Source organism: Marinomonas sp. NPDC078689 (assembly GCF_044542435.1).
GTDB classification, from domain to species: Bacteria; Pseudomonadota; Gammaproteobacteria; order Pseudomonadales; family Marinomonadaceae; genus Marinomonas; species Marinomonas arenicola.
In genome coordinates this window covers 313,854-330,808 of record NZ_JBITUJ010000003.1, presented here as the reverse complement: position 1 = coordinate 330,808, position 16,955 = coordinate 313,854, and the positions used below count along the sequence as shown (strand labels likewise).

At 47.1% G+C, this 16,955-nt stretch carries 18 protein-coding genes; 14 read left to right on the top strand and 4 right to left on the bottom strand.

From position 1 onward, the window contains the following. Positions 1-6 precede the first annotated feature (6 nt). Complete coding sequence (locus ACIGBN_RS07780) at positions 7-1,029, top strand: nucleoid-associated protein (RefSeq protein ID WP_133003514.1); 1,023 nt, start codon at positions 7-9, stop codon at positions 1,027-1,029. A 58-nt stretch (positions 1,030-1,087) separates the two neighbouring features. Here ACIGBN_RS07780 and ACIGBN_RS07775 read toward each other — a convergent pair whose 3' ends face one another. Both ACIGBN_RS07775 and ACIGBN_RS07770 read right to left on the bottom strand, forming a co-directional pair. After that, entirely contained in the window at positions 1,088-1,738 is a 651-nt protein-coding gene (locus tag ACIGBN_RS07775; protein ID WP_133003515.1) for an HAD family phosphatase, read from the bottom strand. A gap of 165 nt (positions 1,739-1,903) precedes the next feature. Beyond that, entirely contained in the window at positions 1,904-2,083 is a 180-nt protein-coding gene (locus tag ACIGBN_RS07770) for a hypothetical protein (protein WP_133003516.1), read from the bottom strand. A 148-nt stretch (positions 2,084-2,231) separates the two neighbouring features. Here ACIGBN_RS07770 and ACIGBN_RS07765 point away from each other — a divergent pair, with 148 nt between their 5' ends. Continuing rightward, on the top strand, positions 2,232-2,702 hold the full coding sequence (locus ACIGBN_RS07765) for a DUF2947 family protein (RefSeq protein WP_396664629.1): 471 nt from the start codon (positions 2,232-2,234) through the stop codon (positions 2,700-2,702). A gap of 92 nt (positions 2,703-2,794) precedes the next feature. On the opposite strand, the gene ACIGBN_RS07760 is transcribed toward ACIGBN_RS07765, so the two are convergent. Next, positions 2,795-3,502, bottom strand: a complete 708-nt coding sequence (locus ACIGBN_RS07760; protein ID WP_396664627.1) for a tRNA-uridine aminocarboxypropyltransferase — start codon at positions 3,500-3,502, stop codon at positions 2,795-2,797. A 272-nt stretch (positions 3,503-3,774) separates the two neighbouring features. Here ACIGBN_RS07760 and ACIGBN_RS07755 point away from each other — a divergent pair, with 272 nt between their 5' ends. Continuing rightward, positions 3,775-4,536 carry a DUF1499 domain-containing protein gene (locus ACIGBN_RS07755; RefSeq protein WP_396664625.1) on the top strand — a complete coding sequence of 254 codons (762 nt, stop codon included), beginning with the start codon at positions 3,775-3,777 and terminating at the stop codon, positions 4,534-4,536. A 63-nt stretch (positions 4,537-4,599) separates the two neighbouring features. Beyond that, positions 4,600-5,187, top strand: a complete 588-nt coding sequence (locus ACIGBN_RS07750; RefSeq protein WP_396664623.1) for a TetR/AcrR family transcriptional regulator — start codon at positions 4,600-4,602, stop codon at positions 5,185-5,187. Between the two features lie 35 nt (positions 5,188-5,222). Here the strand turns inward: ACIGBN_RS07750 and ACIGBN_RS07745 are convergent, their stop codons facing one another. Further along, positions 5,223-6,980 carry a DEAD/DEAH box helicase gene (locus tag ACIGBN_RS07745; protein WP_396664621.1) on the bottom strand — a complete coding sequence of 586 codons (1,758 nt, stop codon included), beginning with the start codon at positions 6,978-6,980 and terminating at the stop codon, positions 5,223-5,225. A 119-nt stretch (positions 6,981-7,099) separates the two neighbouring features. Between ACIGBN_RS07745 and ACIGBN_RS07740 the strand changes: the two genes are divergently transcribed. The 10 genes from ACIGBN_RS07740 to ACIGBN_RS07695 all read left to right on the top strand — a co-directional run bounded on the left by ACIGBN_RS07740 (position 7,100) and on the right by ACIGBN_RS07695 (position 16,918). Beyond that, positions 7,100-7,786, top strand: a complete 687-nt coding sequence (locus tag ACIGBN_RS07740) for a 2OG-Fe(II) oxygenase (protein ID WP_396664619.1) — start codon at positions 7,100-7,102, stop codon at positions 7,784-7,786. Between the two features lie 115 nt (positions 7,787-7,901). Continuing rightward, positions 7,902-8,900 (top strand): rhodanese-related sulfurtransferase, encoded by a 999-nt coding sequence (locus ACIGBN_RS07735; protein WP_133003522.1) that lies wholly within the window; start codon positions 7,902-7,904, stop codon positions 8,898-8,900. A gap of 172 nt (positions 8,901-9,072) precedes the next feature. Beyond that, positions 9,073-11,310, top strand: coding sequence for a DNA polymerase III subunit gamma/tau (dnaX, locus tag ACIGBN_RS07730; RefSeq protein WP_396664617.1), 2,238 nt, complete (start codon positions 9,073-9,075; stop codon positions 11,308-11,310). Positions 11,311-11,322: 12 nt separating this feature from the next. Then, positions 11,323-11,649 carry a YbaB/EbfC family nucleoid-associated protein gene (locus ACIGBN_RS07725; protein WP_133003524.1) on the top strand — a complete coding sequence of 109 codons (327 nt, stop codon included), beginning with the start codon at positions 11,323-11,325 and terminating at the stop codon, positions 11,647-11,649. A 9-nt stretch (positions 11,650-11,658) separates the two neighbouring features. Then, entirely contained in the window at positions 11,659-12,252 is a 594-nt protein-coding gene (recR, locus tag ACIGBN_RS07720; protein ID WP_133003525.1) for a recombination mediator RecR, read from the top strand. 1 nt (position 12,253) lies between these two features. Next, positions 12,254-13,408, top strand: a complete 1,155-nt coding sequence (gene rnd, locus ACIGBN_RS07715) for a ribonuclease D (RefSeq protein ID WP_133003526.1) — start codon at positions 12,254-12,256, stop codon at positions 13,406-13,408. A gap of 23 nt (positions 13,409-13,431) precedes the next feature. Beyond that, the gene (locus ACIGBN_RS07710) at positions 13,432-13,725 is read left to right on the top strand and encodes a YcgL domain-containing protein (RefSeq protein WP_133003527.1); all 294 of its coding nucleotides are present in this window, start codon (positions 13,432-13,434) and stop codon (positions 13,723-13,725) included. Positions 13,726-13,727: 2 nt separating this feature from the next. Further along, positions 13,728-14,207, top strand: a complete 480-nt coding sequence (locus ACIGBN_RS07705; protein WP_396664614.1) for a YcgN family cysteine cluster protein — start codon at positions 13,728-13,730, stop codon at positions 14,205-14,207. Between the two features lie 52 nt (positions 14,208-14,259). Beyond that, on the top strand, positions 14,260-16,140 hold the full coding sequence (locus ACIGBN_RS07700; protein ID WP_396664612.1) for a VWA domain-containing protein: 1,881 nt from the start codon (positions 14,260-14,262) through the stop codon (positions 16,138-16,140). Continuing rightward, a complete protein-coding gene (locus tag ACIGBN_RS07695; RefSeq protein WP_133003530.1) occupies positions 16,133-16,918 on the top strand; it encodes a class II glutamine amidotransferase in 786 nt (261 codons plus the stop codon). The genes ACIGBN_RS07700 and ACIGBN_RS07695 overlap by 8 nt, the downstream gene beginning before the upstream one ends. The last annotated feature ends 37 nt before the right edge of the window (positions 16,919-16,955 follow it).

Below are 16,955 nucleotides of genomic sequence, written 5' to 3'. Positions count from 1 at the left end.
TTGCTGGTGTCTATTACCAACTTGATTGTGCATGAAATACAAAAGCATGAAGGCGAACGTAAGGCGATCCTTATTGCCCGCCCGAATGAGAACCCGATTGATGGGCAAGCTGAAGCGCTATCGGAGCAGGTAACCAATTTATTCAATCGATCTGGCATGACGACAGGGCGCTTTTCAAACCCTGAAGGGAGTGAAGAAGGTTCACAATTGCCTGCGTTGCTAACTAAGCATTTTAAAGACGATGCATTTGAAGATTTTGAGGGTTTCTCAAAAAATTGTGCGGCGGAATATCTTAAATACCTTGAACCTGTTGAAGAGGCGCAAGGCGGGTTGTTGTGGTTTAACCATTATGAGCTTCATGATACGCACTTTTTATACATTGTGATGTTGAAGCGTAAGCAGGGTATTGGCTTGGGGGCGGATCTTAGTCTTTCTCAAGTTGAGCAGATTGAGATGGAAAAGCTGCACATGGCGCTGCGAATCAATCTTAATGCTTGGCGTGCTGGTGATGAAGGGCGTTATATCGCGTTTCGTTTTGGTCGTGCGCCTAAGCCAGAAAGTGAGTACTTTACTCAGTTTATTGGTTGCGATGAGCCAAAAGTGGCGGCAAAAGAGACTCGTAAGCTAGTAGATTTGACCTCTGCGTTTTGTCAATCAGAGGGGATTTCGACCAAGCAAGCGAACGAGTTTAAGAAAGTGGTATCTGAGCATTGCCAGTCTAAGGCGGAAGAGCGTGAACCGCTTGAGATAAAGCAAATTGCCAATGAGGTTGAGTCGCGTTTCTCTGTGGAGCAAGCGAATAAATTTCTGGAAATCGCCGAATCTGACAGCTTTCAGATGGAGAAAGAGATTTTTGTAGAAAAAGCGGCGTTGAAGAAGCTGACGCGCCTTTCTGGGAGCTCTCGTGCGCTAACGCTAAGTTTTAACAGCGATTTGTTGGGTGAGTCGATTGTGTTTAATGCTGATACTGGCACTTTGACGATCAGCGATTTGCCAAAAAGCCTGCTTAAACAGTTGCAGGCGCTTTAACGTCGGGAACTTGTATGACAAGGCCTTTATTTTTAAAGGCCTTGGTTGTCTAGCGCTTTTATTCGCTAAGTCCTAGCAAGGTTTCAAGCTCCTGCATGGTCTTAAAGCAAGCGTCAGCACCTGCGTTGCGTTGCAGTTGTGCGTCGAGTGTTTCGCTAAAGGCGAGTACCCGCATGCCGGCGGCTTTGCCTGCAGTAATCCCTGCAACCGAGTCTTCAATCACTAAGCAGTCTTCTGGGGCGATATTTAATGCGGCAGCCGCTTTGAGATAAAGGTCTGGTGCTGGTTTCCCGTTGGCCACATCTTCTACGCAAAAACGAACCGAAAACCTTTCTTCGAGCTGAATCTTGTTAAGCTTAAAGTTCATTTCTTTACGGCGTGCATTCGTTGCCATCGCAATAGGGACTGTGATCTTGCTAAGCAGCTCGCGCACCCCTTTGATCGGTTCTAAATGTTCGTCTATCGTGGCGTGAAATAGCGTTCGATAATCTGCGTCAAAGCTCTCGGGTAAGGCTTTGCCTAATAAAGCTTCTGCGGTTTTTAGGTTTTCTTTGTTGGTAAAGCCGGTAAAACGCTCGTGTAGTAATTTATCGTCAATGTGCAAGCCTTGTTGCTGCAGCATGGAGCGCATGATCTCGTTAGAAATATTTTCTGTGTCGACAATGACACCATCGCAATCGAAGAGTATTGCTTTGTAAGAGTAAGACATAGAGAAAGTACTTCGTTATGAGTGAGTCACGATAATAACGAATTTAGAGGGGGGAACGGAAGGGAGGGATTTATTGTTTTTCTCCCCTTTCAAAAGTTCAATTGCGCTATACTAGGTCTCGATAACGCAAGGCATAGGCAAGAGTTGTGTGATTGCTTCTATCTATTAATGCGTTGCTGGAGTGTGTGAAACGGCTTTGCGAGTAGGCGCTAGCATTTTCTTAACATACGTCGCAGCGGCTTTGGCGTGGCGAACCCACTTTTCACGACGGGCACGGCGTTCAGCACTTCGATCTTCTAGGCCCCAGCGTTTTAATAATGCATCATATTGTTCTTGAGAGTCCATAGTGTTCTCCTTGGTGTTACAGTGAATTTTTAAAAATGTTGTTTTATTACAACATTTTCAATATTAGATACGATACGTTGCCAATACAAACGATCGTTTTTCATGAATTAGGTTATTTTTTTTCACCTTTTTCGTTATGTAGGAAATCATGGCATATCAGTTACTAGAGAGTTTTTCAAAAAGTTGGATTTTTAAGCGAGAAGATCCAAAAGTAGAACCAGAAGATCTGACGCAAATTCATTTGTTGGATGAGGCGCGAGCGGCCAGTGTGTGGCGAGATTATATTAGTGAAGCGCACATTCACCCAGACCACTTTGATGATAATGATTGGGCTAAGAAAAGTGCTGTGGCTCAGGTTAAATGGGAGCCTATTTGGGAGTCTGATGATCCGGCGTTGCCTGAATTATTGCTCGACCATGTGGCGCCGTGGGGAGAGGATACGTTAGTTTTCTTCTGTTGCCATAATGAACTGGTTTTTGAAATGACTTGGTCTGTGTTTAAGCGCACCTGGAAGGCGTTTTTGTTTCTTGATAACGGCCCTGTGCTGGTGGCTAAGAAGAAAAAACAAGCGGTGCAGTTTCATTCAAGTGGTATAGCTTCTTTGCTGAATCGCGGGTAATTTCGTTTCGTCTATAAAGACAAAACTTCAAGAGTAAAGCCCATGATGCTTGAATTTGAAGGTTTGTCTTTTTTTATGGCTGCGGCTTTGTTTTAGGCATCAGTGTTGCCGCGTTTTCGACTGGCAAGGCAGTGTTGATTGAAGCGCTGATAATAGTGAAGCAGGTGTTTGCTTTGTTTTTCATGACCGAGGCTGTCGAGCAATAAGGCAACTACTTCAGCGGTGGCAAATTGCATGTCGTGGCCTGAATGTCGAACTAAAAATGAGCGCTGCGCCTGACTGTTGATTTCGAAGTGAGGGATGTCTTTAAGCCATTCGCTTTGGTGAAACATCTTGCTGGCCTGTTTCCAAGTTCCATCGAGAATAATAAAGGTGTGATTGTGTTGATTCTCTGAGATTGGCAGTGGCAGTGTTCTGGTGCTTCTGCCTTGCTGTTGGGCGGTTTCGGTATTGGGGAAAAGTAACGTGCATTGCTCCTTTTTTGCTTCTAGCAGCTTGCTGAGTTCTTCGTCTGGCTGCGTTCTGTCCCATAAAAAAGCGCGCGTGTTCTCGGGATAGAGGTCAGCGATCAGGCGACCGCTATTGGTCGGTTTGTATATCTCATCGCGATGGAATAGCAAGATGAAATCGACAGCGGCTTGGCGTGGCTCTCGATAGGCGCAGAAACAAGCAAATTCAGCCATCATGCAAGAAGGGCAACGCACAGCATTGGCGCCACGGGCGATAAAAGGTCGTTGGGCCCTTGAGCGGCATTTGGTGCGCAGCAGATCGACGCTGTGGAGTGGGTGTTTGAGGTCCATAAAAACCAATTAGATCAAGTTTTTGGAAGCGAGCTCGCATTGGTTGTTTTTCGTCCAACAAATTGTCGCTTATATTAGGGGCTCGTATCATACCTGAGGTGTGATTCTTTACCACTTTTAAACGGCGAAAAAACCATTTTTCCGGTGTCTTTTTGAAACTCTGACTAAAACTATGCAAATATCAAGGAATCAAAGCTAAAGCGCTTCTGGGCTTCTGTTCGTGAGCATCTTTGCAGGCTAAGGTTGTCATATCAATATGGCATGAGTAATCTATGAGTCGTTATATCTCTCCTGTGCTTTATATCCTATTAATGTTAGTTGGGTGCGCAGCGTTTATTTCTATTGCAGGTGTTAGGGTTGGGTTGTTTGAACCTCTGACTGGTTTTTCCCTGCTAAGGCAGAGTGTTTTTGCCGCATTAATCTTATCAGCGCTCGCGGCGCTTTCTATGTTTGCTTGCCGTAAAGAATGCAATGTCTCTAGCCAGCGTTTTTTTGGTTTGGTATTGATTGTCTCTCTCGTTTATAGCTTTATGTGGATTGTTTTTTATGCCGAACGTTGCAACTTACCGGATATTAATGACATCACCACGGACACTGTGACACCGCCAGCGTTTTTGAATGTGAACTTTCTTCGCAAGTCGAATGAGAATGGTCTGAGTTACAATCCTAAATGGGGGCCTATTCAAAAGGCCAATTACCCTGGGGTTAAGCCGATTACAACGACAAAAAGTATTGATGTAACGTATCAAAAAGCGCTGGACTTGGTAAAAGAAAGAGGTTGGCAGCTTAATGCTTTTTATCCTGAAGTCGGCATCATAGAGGCGACCGCCAGAACGCCAATTTTTGGTTTTAGAGACGATGTGGTTATTCGTGTTGCCGAGGTTGATGGTGAGGTTCGTGTTGATATGCGCTCTTGCTCTCGAGTAGGGTCAGGCGATTTTGGTATGAATGCGCGCCGTATCGAGCATTACATGGCGGATCTGAATGCCAACCTAAATAGCAGACCTATGGATAGAGTGCATTACCTAAAATAGCGCTCGTCTTAAAAATCAGGACGCGATAAACTCGATGTACCTTTCTTGTACAGAGGACGTCTTGTGAGCCTGCGCCAAACTCAAAAAGCCAATACCCGTTCTGCCATAAAGCGGGTCGCGAAACATGCCTTTTTAACCAAAGGCATTGAGGCAACAAGTACACGCTTCCTTAGTGAGCAGGCTGGCATTGCAGTCGGAACCCTCTTTGTTCATTTTCCCGATAAACTTTCCCTTGTAAAAGACATCTTCTTTGATGAGATGGACGTGGCGCTTAGAGAAGCCGCCGACGCTCAAAGTGCGTGCCAATCTCCTTCTGATTACTTGCTTCAAATGGCCGATGTGCTGTTTTCTTTTTATGATAAATACGCCGAGTTTGCGCGCCTTGTGCTGTTTGACAGTCTTGCTCATGGTGGTTTTCATGCAAAACAGATGGACGTTATTGTAGAAGGGGTGGCAGGTCGCTTTAAACAGGTGGGTGTGGACGACAATACCGCGGCGATTTTTGCTGAAAACATGGCGGCAAATTACTTCATGGTATTGTTAAAAGGCATTCCTAGTGGTGTTCTTGGGCGAGCGGCCATCGATCATTTGGGTAAGCTCAATTTGCCTTTTGATGTTTCTTATAAAAATGCCTTGAAGAAAGGCCATTAACCAAGGTCGCCATTAAATTGTGATTGCATGCGACTTTATGTGAGGTCGTTGGCCTTGCGATAAGGTCCTTGGTAATCAAATAGTCTCTCGGTAATTTGCCAGTGGTGCTTTTGTTTTTTGGCAATGACAAAATCGGGCGTCGGCAAATAGGGTTCGAATTTTAACGCGTCATTGGCGTGCTCAAACTCAATAGGGTGCGTGCTGTTGGCGACGCGGCGTCCAAACTCTTGGTTAAATTTCTGTTTTGACTTTTTCTGTTTGAAATAAAAACTTTCGCTTAGCGTTGTGCCGTCTTCGTCATGGTAAGTGACCTTGATGCTGTCATCATCTGGTTGGCTTGCTAAGGTGATGCCGGAGCAACGAAGAACCTTGTTGTTTTTCAGGTTCAGCGCATTTCTCAGTTGATCATCGGGGTCAATCAGTTTCTCTGTACAATGTTGGCATTGGCGTGCCGCAATGTCGTTTTCTTCGTTGCAATGTGGGCAACGCTTGAAGCAAAAACGGTAGTCGCATTGTTCTTCGCCATGGGGTGTTTCCATAAGGCCGTGGCAGCGTCGCCCAAAATGCTCAATAACGTTTCCTTCGCTGTCTTTTCTTCCCCAAAAAGTATTGGCAAAGTCGCATTCAGGGCAATGTACTAGTACGGGAACAGAATCTTTTGTGGGCTTTTTCTCCCCCACTTCGGGTTGAAAAATGTCGTAACCATTGTTGGTGTAGTCGAGCACTAAACAATCTTTTTTGCCTGGGCTTAGGCGCAGTCCGCGGCCCACAATTTGTTGAAACAAACTGATTGACTGGGTGGGGCGAAGGATGGCAATAACGTCCACGTGCGGGGCGTCAAACCCTGTAGTTAATACTGATACATTGACCAGGTATTTGAGCTTTTTGTCTTTAAATGTCTGAATGAGCCGATCGCGTTCTTTGTTGTGCGTTTGACCTGTAATGAGCGCAGATTCAGAGTCGGGTAAATAAGAGATGATCTCTTTCGCGTGATCAATGGTGGACGCAAAGATCATCACGCCTTGGCGTTGCTCGCTCAGCTGAATGATTTGTTCTGTCACTGCGCGGGTAACTCTGGGGTGTTTATGGATCAGCTCATTGAGTGCGATAGCATCCGTGTCTTGCTCGCCATCTAGGCTTTCTGTTAGTTGGCTGAAATCATAATGAGCAACGGCCGCATCATAATGTATGGGTGGGGTAAGGTAGCCGTTTTTTACCATGTGTCTTAGCGGCAATTCAAAAATGCATTTTTTGAAAAAGCACGCATTGCTAGGGCGTGCAAAGCCATAATAATGGTGTTGGTAAATCCAGCCGCTGCCAAGGCGATAAGGCGTTGCGGTGAGGCCAAGGATTTTGGTGTTTGGATTGAGTGACAAAAAATGTTGGATGGTTTTTTGATATTGACTGCCGGGCGTCATATCGATGCGGTGGCATTCGTCAATGATGATTAAGCTGGCCGCTTGTGTGAAATCGTCTAGGTTGGCGGCGAGTGACTGGATGCTGGCGAAGGTGGTTTTTTCGCCACTGTTTTTTTGATTTAAACCGGCCGAATACAAACCTGCGTGGTGGCCGGTGGCTAAGAACTTTCCATGATTCTGTTCGACGAGTTCTTTGACATGCGCTAGGCAGATTACGAGCCCTTTTGCTAGGCGACTAAGCTCTGCGATGACCAGACTTTTGCCTGCGCCTGTGGGGAGCACAACCACGGCTGGGTCATTGCTTTGGCGAAAGTGGTTTAGAGTCGCCTCGACGGCTTGAGTTTGGTAGTCGCGTAAGACAAAAGCTTGGGTCATTATTGAACGCTGCATGCAAAGATAAAATTAGTGTGTCGTTTCGCACGCTACAGTATCATAAACGGCTTGGCAATAATGCCGCTTAGGACGTGAACTTTCTCTCTATGATCTTTGATGATGTGATAAATAACCCTTTACCTGATGATTTGCCAGAAGCGCTTCTGCCTGCGTTTAGTCGCCTCGAACCCTTTGCTTTATTGTTGAAAGATTTGCATACCAAAGGGTGGAGTATTCAGGACGATTTTTTCTCCGACGCGTTTACCGATAAATTGATGGAAGAGGTCCGAGGTATTCAAAATGACTCCATGTTGCAGGCCGGTGTTGGTCGAAAGCAGGACCATCAGGTGGTGCTGGATGCGCGGCGAGACTACATCAAGTGGATTGATCCGATTAACGAAACACGTAAGACGTTTTTGGATGAAATGGAAGCGCTGAGAGTGGTGTTAAATCGACAGTTTTTCTTGGGTCTGTTTGATTTTGAAGCTCACTTTGCGCGTTATGAGGAAGGGGCGTTTTATGAAAAACATATGGACGCTTTTAAAGGTCAAAGTAATCGCATTCTTTCGACTGTGCTGTACTTAAACGAGGATTGGCAGGAAGACGATGGTGGCGAGTTGGTTATATACGATGAGCATGATGTTGACCGTGAACTGGGGCGTTTTTTGCCTAAAAAAGGCCGTTTGGCGGTGTTTTTAAGCGAAGATTTTTATCATGAAGTGAAAGTGGCAAAGCGCACGCGTCACAGTATTGCCGGTTGGTTTCGAGTTAATAACACCACAGCCAAAACGCTGGACCCTGATCAGTAACTATGGAGTTGATTTAACGGCCTCACAGGCTCGAAATTTTGTCAGAAAATCTCTATAATGCGCGCCTTGTTTAATTGCTCTGGTTTTACGTTCCAGACCGCATAGGAGATAGAAAGTGTCTAAAGTTGTTGTTTGTGCCCTTTATAAGTTTGTTGAGCTTCCTCAGTTTGAATCCCTGCGTGAGCCGTTGCAGTCTGTTTTAGAAGAAAATGGCATTCGCGGAACCTTGTTGCTGGCAAGTGAAGGAATCAACGGTACTGTGGCTGGGTCTCGAGAAGGCATTGATACCATGTTGGCGTGGTTGGATCAGCAGCCAGGTTTGGACAATATCGTGAGCAAAGAGTCTTATGACGAAGACATGCCTTTCTATCGAACTAAGGTAAAATTGAAAAAAGAAATCGTCACCATGGGGGTAGAAGGAATCGACCCGAAACGTGTGGTGGGGAGCTATGTAAAACCAAGCGAATGGAATGCATTGATTTCAGATCCAGACGTGGTCTTAGTGGACACTCGTAATGATTACGAAGTGCAGATCGGTACATTTAAGAACGCAGTTAACCCAAAAACAGAGACTTTCCGTGAATTTCCTGAGTACGTGAAAGAAAACATGGACCCGAAGAAACAGAAAAAAGTGGCGATGTTTTGTACCGGCGGAATTCGTTGTGAAAAATCCACCGCTTACATGTTAGAGCAAGGCTTCGAAGAGGTGTATCACCTTGAAGGTGGTATCTTAAAATACTTGGAAGAAGTGCCAAAAGAAGAAACCATGTGGGAAGGCGAGTGCTTTGTTTTCGATAATCGTGTTTCTGTTAATCACGACCTTGAAAAAGGCGACTATGATCAATGTCATGCTTGTCGTATGCCGATCACCGAAGAAGAGAAACAAGATGAGCGCTATCAGCAAGGCGTGAGTTGTGTGCATTGCTTTGATAAATTCACCGATGAGCAGCGCCAGCGTTTTGTAGAGCGTGAGCGTCAGGTGCAATTGGCGCGATCTCGCGGCGAAGAGCATATTGGGGCGGAGGTTTCGGAGGCGGTTGAAAAGCATCGCTTAGAAAAAGCGCTGGAAAAAGAGCGCCAGCGTAAGATTCGCGAACAAAGAAGCCAGTCGTAAGCCGCTATGAATTTCGCTCAGTCAGCCTGAGCGAAATATAAACTATTGATCTAAATCGCGATTTTTTCGCTTTCTCGTGTCCTTCTCGGCGCCATCCTTTGCGATGAATGGTTCCGAAATGCGTCGGACTGCCGTACAATGAAAAATCGCTTTTTATTAGCCAGTATCTATCATGAGTTATCAAGTTTTAGCACGCAAATGGCGGCCACAAACATTCCTTGAAATGGCAGGGCAAGACCATGTATTACAAGCCTTGGTCAATGCGCTTCGCCAGCAACGTTTGCATCATGCTTATTTGTTCAGTGGTACGCGTGGGGTGGGGAAAACAACCATCGCCCGTATCTTTGCAAAATGCCTAAACTGCGAAACCAATGGCATCTCTCCTGAACCTTGTGGGCATTGCGACAGCTGTGTCGAAATCGCCGAAGGTCGCTTTATCGATTTGATTGAGGTCGATGCGGCTTCTCGAACGAAAGTGGAAGATACCCGAGAATTACTAGAAAACGTTCAATATGCGCCCACTCGCGGACGTTTTAAAGTCTATCTAATAGACGAAGTTCATATGCTATCGACGCACTCTTTCAACGCATTATTGAAAACATTGGAAGAGCCTCCAGCACACGTGAAATTTTTGCTCGCAACGACGGACCCGCAGAAATTGCCGGTGACCATTTTGTCTCGTTGTTTGCAGTTCAATCTTAAAAACATGACACCCCAGCGCGTGGTGGACTATTTACAAACCGTCTTGACAACCGAGCAGGTGTCTTATGATCAACCTGCATTGTGGCAAATAGGTCAAGCCGCCAATGGCAGTATGCGTGATGCGTTAAGTCTGACGGATCAAGCCATCGCGTTTGGTAATGGCACTATTTCTGAGACGGGCGTCACCGCCATGTTGGGCTTGGTAAATCAAGCGCAAATTCTGGATCTATTAGAGAGTGTGGCGAGTAAAAACGCCGCACAAGTATTGCAAAAAATAGACGCTCTAGCGGACTATCAGCCAGACTTTACCGCCATCTGTGGCAGTTTATTAGACACCTTGCATCGTGTTGCTGTGGAGCAGCAAGTGCCGGAGGCATTGCTGGACCAGCTAGGCGACTTGGCGCGTATTCAGCAGATTGCCGCAACAGTAAGCTCTGAAGAAATTCAGTTGATGTATCAAAGTTTGTTGATTGGTCGCCGAGATTTGCATTTATCTCATACGGCGCGTTCCGGCTTTGAAATGCTGATGTTGCGACTGATTGCCTTTCGTCCTGCACCGCCGATGACGGTGTCTTATGAGGCGCCGCCACGGCCTGTTGCACCATCGGGCGGTCAGCCTGAAACGCCAGCGTTAGCGCCTCATCCTGCAAAGCCCCATCCTGTAGAGCCTGCGCCTTCTGATTCGTCGTCTGTAAAGATGCCCCAAGAGGATGTGTCAGTAACCTCATCAGAAGAAGCGGAGTCGGCATCATTAAACACGGCGTCGGACATTGCCGAGGCGGTTGTGAATGACGTGGTCGGCAGTACGGCTAAGGCTGAGCTTTTGCCTGAAGCAGAGCGCCCGCCGTGGGAAGAAGCACCGGCTCAGCCTGAAGTAGCAGACGCCGCGGCCGAAGAGCCGCCATTAGAAGCCTCTTCTGTGAGCGCAGAAAACACTGCTGAAGTGCCTGTTGCTGTTGAAAACAGTCCAGTGACACCACATAAAGAACCTGAAGCACTAAGTTCTGTTGATGAGGCACCTCAAATAGCAGAGGTTGAGCCTGTTGTGGCTAAGGTCGCTCCTGTGTATTCGCCTTCTGTGGAAGAGTACGCAGAAGATGAAGACGAGGAAGAGGACGAAGAAGAAGCGGAAGAGCGTGCCATTGCGGATGTTTCTGACCCCTTCAATCCGGCCGCCGACCTGGTTCAGGCGCTCGGCGCAGATTCTGTTGCCGTAGAAGCAGAACCTGTAGTCGAAGAAGTTAATACGCCAAAAGCAGCCGATACGGTGGCTCAGCCGGCGTTAGGTATGCCATTGCCAGAGATGCATCATTTTAGTGAGCTAACCATGAAACTTTGGTGGTTGGTTGCGCCAAGGTTGCCGTTAACGGGCTTGGTACAGAACATTTTGATGAACTCCAGTTTGATTTCTGCCACTGAGCAGGGGGTTAAGCTGGAAGTGCCTTTAGAATATGGGCACATGTTAAATCAAACGCGATACGAGCAAATTCAAGGTGCGCTAAGCGACTTTTTTGGGCAAAGCGTGCCCTTGATTATTGATACGGTTGAAGACACCAGTGGTGTTACTGCGGAAGAATTTGCCGCCAGCAAGCGAGCTGAAGCGCTGCAAGTCGCAATCGATCATTTGAATTCACACCCAGTGGTTCAAGCCCTCGCCAGCACGATGGGTGCGCAACTGGTTTATGATACTGTTAAAGTTAAAGCTTAATTGGAGAGAGTTATGTTTAAAGGTGGAATGGGCAACATGATGCGCCAAGCGCAGAAAATGCAGGAAAACGTGCAGAAAGCGCAAGAAGAAGTGGCGAATATGGAAGTAGAAGGCCAGTCTGGTGCAGGCCTTGTTAAAATCGTCATGACAGGTCGTCATGATGTAAAACGTGTTTCTATCGATGACTCTTTGTTTGAAGACGATAAAGACATGCTTGAAGACCTTATTGCTGCGGCGGTAAACGACGCGGTGCGCAATATTGAAGTAAGCCAGAAAGAAAAAATGGATGCGGCAACTGCAGGCATGTCTCTACCACCTGGTTTTAAAATGCCTTTCTAGGAGCTCGGCTTGTTTAGTCCCTTAATTAAAGAGCTTATCGAGTCATTACGTTGCCTTCCTGGTGTTGGCCCAAAGTCAGCACAGAAGATGGCGCTGTATCTTCTGGAGCGAGAGCATAAAGGGGCGGACAGACTGGCAAATGCACTGCGTGAAGCGTTGGATAAGGTCGGCCGCTGTTCTAGTTGCCGAACCTTAACGGAAGAAACGGAGTGCAGTATCTGCGCGGACACGGAACGTGATCCTACGCATTTATGCATTGTTGAAACCCCAGCAGACGTGCTTGCCATTGAATCGGCAGGGACGTTTGATGGGCGTTATTTTGTACTATTAGGTCACCTTTCCCCGATTGATGGTATTGGCCCAGAAGAATTAGGCTTAGATCATTTAGAAAATTTAGTGGTTCATAATCGAGTCGAAGAAGCGATTATTGCAACAAACTCAACGGTTGAAGGCGAAGCGACGTGTCATTATATCGCTGAGAAATTAAAATCCAAAAACATCAACGTCAGTCGTATTGCGCATGGTGTTCCCATGGGTGGTGAGCTGGAATACGTAGATGGCAACACTCTGGCGTTAGCGCTAGAGGGTCGGAAAACACTCTAGAATGGAAAACCAAGATCAAGCTCTGAATATTGTATGGGTAGCGGACAATGACTCGTTAGCAAGTTGGTGTGAATACTGGGCTGAATTGCCCGTCATCGCGGTTGATACTGAGTTTATTCGTCGTACAACGTACTTTCCTATTACTGGTTTGATCCAAATCAGCGAAGGGGAAAAAGCGGTGTTGATTGACCCGCTGGCGATTGATCAATGGGAACCTTTGCGTGCCTTGCTAGTCAACCCGTCTGTGATGAAGGTGTTTCATGCTTGTTCAGAAGACTTGGATGTATTTGAGCGTTTATTGGGTGTGTTGCCGACGCCATTCTACGACACGCAAATCGGCGAAGCGTATGCCGGTGCGCAGTGGTCATTAAGCTATGTGAAGCTGGTGGCAACCTATTTAAATATCGAAGTCGCGAAAGACGAAACGCGTTCTGATTGGACACAGCGTCCATTGACCGACGCGCAAAAACGTTACGCGGCATTGGATGTGGTGTACCTCGCTCAGCTTTACCCAATGCAAGTGGCGAAGCTTGAAGAAAAAAACATGCTTAGCTGGGCATTAGAAGATTGCGAATCTCTAACCTGGCAGCATCAAATGAACGCCGACCCAGAACAAAACTGGGCGGGGATTAAAACGGCGTGGCGTTTGTCGCCTGCTGGGTTGACCTTGTTGCGTTTGTTGTTTATTTGGCGTGATGAGCAAGCGCGCAAAGAGAACGTGCCTAAAGGTCAGGTGTTAAAAGACAGAACCTTATGGGCGCTGGGAAAAACATTGCCTGATTACCACAAGGCGATTGCAGAAACAGAAGAGCTCACGGGTAAGCAGCATCGATTGTACGGTGATGAAATTTTAAAAACCGTTGCTTTGGTGAAAGGACTTTCGAAAGACGAATTGCAGTTGCCTTTACCGGCGCCTTTGCCATCGCAGGCAGGGGAGCTGACAAAGGCGATAAAAGCCTATATTCGTGAGCGCGCTCAAGAATTAGACATAGCGCCAGAAGCTATGTTGAAACGTAAATTGTTGGAACCATTGGTGCAGCATTTGTACGATGGCTCTACGATTGACTGGCAAAATCCAGCGATGACTGGGTGGCGTCGTGACACCATTATTGAGCCCGTGCTTGAGCGTTTTAAAAAAGACGCGACCGAGCAATAAGAAAATAGAGCATTGAGAATAGTATGAAACAGCATTTAATTGTCGAAGTTTTTCGCTCGTCTAAGCATGATGGGATGTACTTGTACGTGAAAAAAAGCGTGGGTTTGAAGGACATTCCAGAAGCGTTAATGACGCGATTTGGTTCCGGTGTTAGTGCCATGACTATGTTGTTAACAAAAGATCAAAAATTGGCTCGTGCGGACACGGACAAAGTCATTCAAGGCATTCAGGAAAAGGGATTTTACCTACAACTTCCTCCGGCGAAAGATGAGTATTTATTAGATCTTTATAAAACGCCAACCGAGGCCGTTTACTGATTATGATTGCTAAGCGTTACGAACCGTTTTGGAAAACCACCGCGATGAAGCAATTGAGCGCCCCTGAGTGGGAGTCCATTTGTGATGGTTGTGGAAAGTGTTGCCTGCAAAAGTTAGAAGATGAAGAAACAGATAACGTCTTTTATACCAATCTTGCGTGTGAGCAACTTAACATTGGCGCGTGCCAGTGTAAGGTGTATGAAACGCGCCAAGATAAGGTGGCTTCTTGCATCACGTTAACGGCGGACCAAGTAGAAGCGTTTGATTGGTTGCCAGATACCTGCAGTTATCGAGTGTTGCATGAAACTGGCGATTTGCCCAATTGGCACCCCTTGGTGACCGGCAGTAATAAAGAAATGCTGCGCCAAGGGTTAAGTGTTCGACATTATGCGGTGAGTGAAAACAGCGTCGCAGAAGAAGATTGGGAGACACATATCATCAAGTGGGTGCATGGCATGCCAGAACCCTATGACTTCGGCTGATGTAGCATGGACAGCATGACTCAGCCTTTATAATCTTAAGAGGTGATCGCAAGTGAAACAGTTAAAGATAAGTGCCGTACTTTGTTTTGTTTTTCTTTCCTTGTGGTCATCATTGGGTCAAGCTGATACCCAGTTTCGTATTATCGTTGATGCGTCTGGCAGCATGCAAAGCAATGACCCAGACCATATTACTTCAGAGGCCTTGCGCCTTCTTGCTGACTTATCCCCTGAGAATAAAGCCACATTAGGGGTTTGGTTGTTTGGCGAGCAGCCCAGAGTGCTTTTCCCAGAAACGTTAGTGAACAGTGCTTCGAAAGCAAAGCTTGCAAGCTATGTGACGAATTACCCCACCCAAGACGTCAAAACAGATTTAGAATCTATTCTTGCTATGTTGCTTAAAACCCCTGATGTCGCAGGCTTGTCGCCTGGTTATCGCCGTGATTGGATTTTAGTGACCGATGGCATGGTGGACATCAGTCGTGACGAGTCGGTGAATGACGCTTCTCGACAACGCATCTGGCAAGACCTCACGCAACAGTTAGAAGCGAAGGGGATTCACCTCCACACCATTTCTTTAACGGATTATACAGACAAGGCGCTACTCGACCATTTGTCATATCGAACCAACGCCACCCATACCGATGTGGCTGTGCCAGAAGATCTATTAGACACCTTTGATCAGATTTTCAGTCAGGCGGCTCCGGCAGAAGAGTTGCCATTAACGCAAGGCGGCTTTGATGTGGATGCAAGTGTTAAAGAAATGACCATTGAAGTGCTTCATGAAACCGGTAGATTGCCCAAATTGGTACAGCCTAATGGGGCGACTATGCCGTTATTGAGCCGTCCGGGCGTGTATGTATCGGATGCGCCGCACTACACCGTCTTCACCGTGACAAACCCGAGTGTGGGGCATTGGCAGTTAGACAATGTTAACCCTGAGCGCAGCCATGTGCGCGTGGTTTCTGATTGGGTTGCTAAAGCCACGACGATTCCTGCTTTGGTGTTTACCCAAGAAGCCATTGATTCGAGTGTGGCACTTTTTCAATATGGACAAGCGCTAACCACGCCTGATCAATTATCGAATATTAAGGTCAAGCAGACGCTCACACGAGTGGCTGGCGGACGTAAAATGTCGGTATTGAGTTGGGAAATGACTCCAGTTGGCGCTGAGTTCAAAAGTCGTATCGATGGCATAGTGCAGCCAGGACTTTATGAATTAACCAGCGTAATTCAAGGCGAATCAGCGGCCCGAGAAATTCGCCAATACATCACGGTGCAACCGGCGGTGAGTTTTCAGGCTAAGAATGATGGGGCGAATCTGGTGACGTTTTCCGCCAGTGCGAGCAACGCCAAGCTGGACGCCTCACAGTCGAGTATGACGCTGCAGTTAACCTATGCAGATGGCGCTCAGCAGCGAGAGCAAATGCCGTTTATTAGTGAAGGGTACTGGGAAAAAATCGTGCCCATTGGCGCAGACAGTTTTGCTAAGGTAAAAGCCACCTTGGTGGGCGTGACTGACGCTGGTCGCCCGTTGCAATACACGACACCGACTTGGACGATCGAACGCCAAGGCGATGGCGATGTGATGATCCAAAAAGGGGATTTGACGGCGACACAGGTTCAGCAAGACGACGATTCAAGTTTGTCCAGCAGTCAGCAAGTGGCCGCATTGGCGGTGCCGCCGAGTATTGATGTGGTGGGAGGCGGTTCGTTCGATGAAAACGCGGCGCCTGCTGCGACGGTCGTTCCTAAAGCGAGTCAAAGTGTGGTGGCGCAAGTCTCGCAAGAAATGAAGTCGGTGACGCAGGCCAGTTGGTTTATTTATGCGCTGATTGCGGCGGTGGCTTTTGTTCTTATTGTATTGGTGTTTGTGTTTTCTCGGTCTTCGAAGTCCAAAGGCCGTTATCAGAGTGAAGAATCAGACGATGTGTGAGTTATTAGGTATGAGTGCCAATGTCCCGACGGACATTTGTTTTAGTTTTTCAGGGTTGCGAGCGCGTGGCGGTCGTACTGGTCCCCATCGAGATGGTTGGGGGATGGCGATGTATCGCGATGGTCATGTGTGGGCGATGCACGATCCGCGCCCGAGCAGCGATTCAGATTTGGCCGAAGTGATGAGCAAAACCTCGTTAAAATGTGACATTGTGATCAGTCATATTCGTCAAGCCAATGTGGGGGCTGTGAGTCTGCCGAACACTCATCCGTTTAGTCGTATTCTCTGGGGCAAAACCTGGACCTATGCGCACAATGGTCAGCTTGAAGGGTCTGAGAAATTGCCGGTTGGCATTCATCAGCCGCTAGGTAATACCGATTCAGAACGTGCTTTTTGTTGGATTATAGAGCAGTTGTCGGTGCGTTTTGGAGAGCAAGAGCCTGCGTTGCCTATTTTGGCGGATGCCATCACTGAGCTGGCGCTGCAGATGAAGGAAAAAGGCGTCTTTAATATGATGCTGTCCGATGGCGCTGTGCTGTTTTGCTTTTGTACGACTAAGTTGCATTGGATCGTGAGACGCGCGCCCTTTAAAAAAGCCACCTTGTCAGACGAAGATGTCAGTGTGAACTTTCAAGAAGTGACGACGGACAAAGATGTGGTGACTGTGATCGCGACACAACCTCTCACCCATGATGAAGAGTGGGCGCAAATGGTGCCTGGGGAGTTGTGTGCTTTCCAAGGTGGGGAAGTGGTTTTTCAGAAAAAACCTAATCTATAAGGGCATTTGCTCAAGCTCTGCCGACAGGCCTTCTTTG

What these genes read in the sequence shown, in the direction of transcription:
- ACIGBN_RS07710 (WP_133003527.1), top strand. Translation starts at nt 13,432, where the DNA reads ATGAAACAGCATTTAATTGTCGAAGTTTTTCGCTCGTCTAAGCATGAT.
- ACIGBN_RS07695 (WP_133003530.1), top strand. Translation starts at nt 16,133, where the DNA reads ATGTGTGAGTTATTAGGTATGAGTGCCAATGTCCCGACGGACATTTGT.
- rnd (WP_133003526.1), top strand. Translation starts at nt 12,254, where the DNA reads ATGGAAAACCAAGATCAAGCTCTGAATATTGTATGGGTAGCGGACAAT.
- ACIGBN_RS07765 (WP_396664629.1), top strand. Translation starts at nt 2,232, where the DNA reads ATGGCATATCAGTTACTAGAGAGTTTTTCAAAAAGTTGGATTTTTAAG.
- ACIGBN_RS07725 (WP_133003524.1), top strand. Translation starts at nt 11,323, where the DNA reads ATGTTTAAAGGTGGAATGGGCAACATGATGCGCCAAGCGCAGAAAATG.
- ACIGBN_RS07705 (WP_396664614.1), top strand. Translation starts at nt 13,728, where the DNA reads ATGATTGCTAAGCGTTACGAACCGTTTTGGAAAACCACCGCGATGAAG.
- ACIGBN_RS07760 (WP_396664627.1), bottom strand. Translation starts at nt 3,502, where the DNA reads ATGGACCTCAAACACCCACTCCACAGCGTCGATCTGCTGCGCACCAAA.
- dnaX (WP_396664617.1), top strand. Translation starts at nt 9,073, where the DNA reads ATGAGTTATCAAGTTTTAGCACGCAAATGGCGGCCACAAACATTCCTT.
- ACIGBN_RS07755 (WP_396664625.1), top strand. Translation starts at nt 3,775, where the DNA reads ATGAGTCGTTATATCTCTCCTGTGCTTTATATCCTATTAATGTTAGTT.
- ACIGBN_RS07775 (WP_133003515.1), bottom strand. Translation starts at nt 1,738, where the DNA reads ATGTCTTACTCTTACAAAGCAATACTCTTCGATTGCGATGGTGTCATT.
- ACIGBN_RS07745 (WP_396664621.1), bottom strand. Translation starts at nt 6,980, where the DNA reads ATGACCCAAGCTTTTGTCTTACGCGACTACCAAACTCAAGCCGTCGAG.
- ACIGBN_RS07770 (WP_133003516.1), bottom strand. Translation starts at nt 2,083, where the DNA reads ATGGACTCTCAAGAACAATATGATGCATTATTAAAACGCTGGGGCCTA.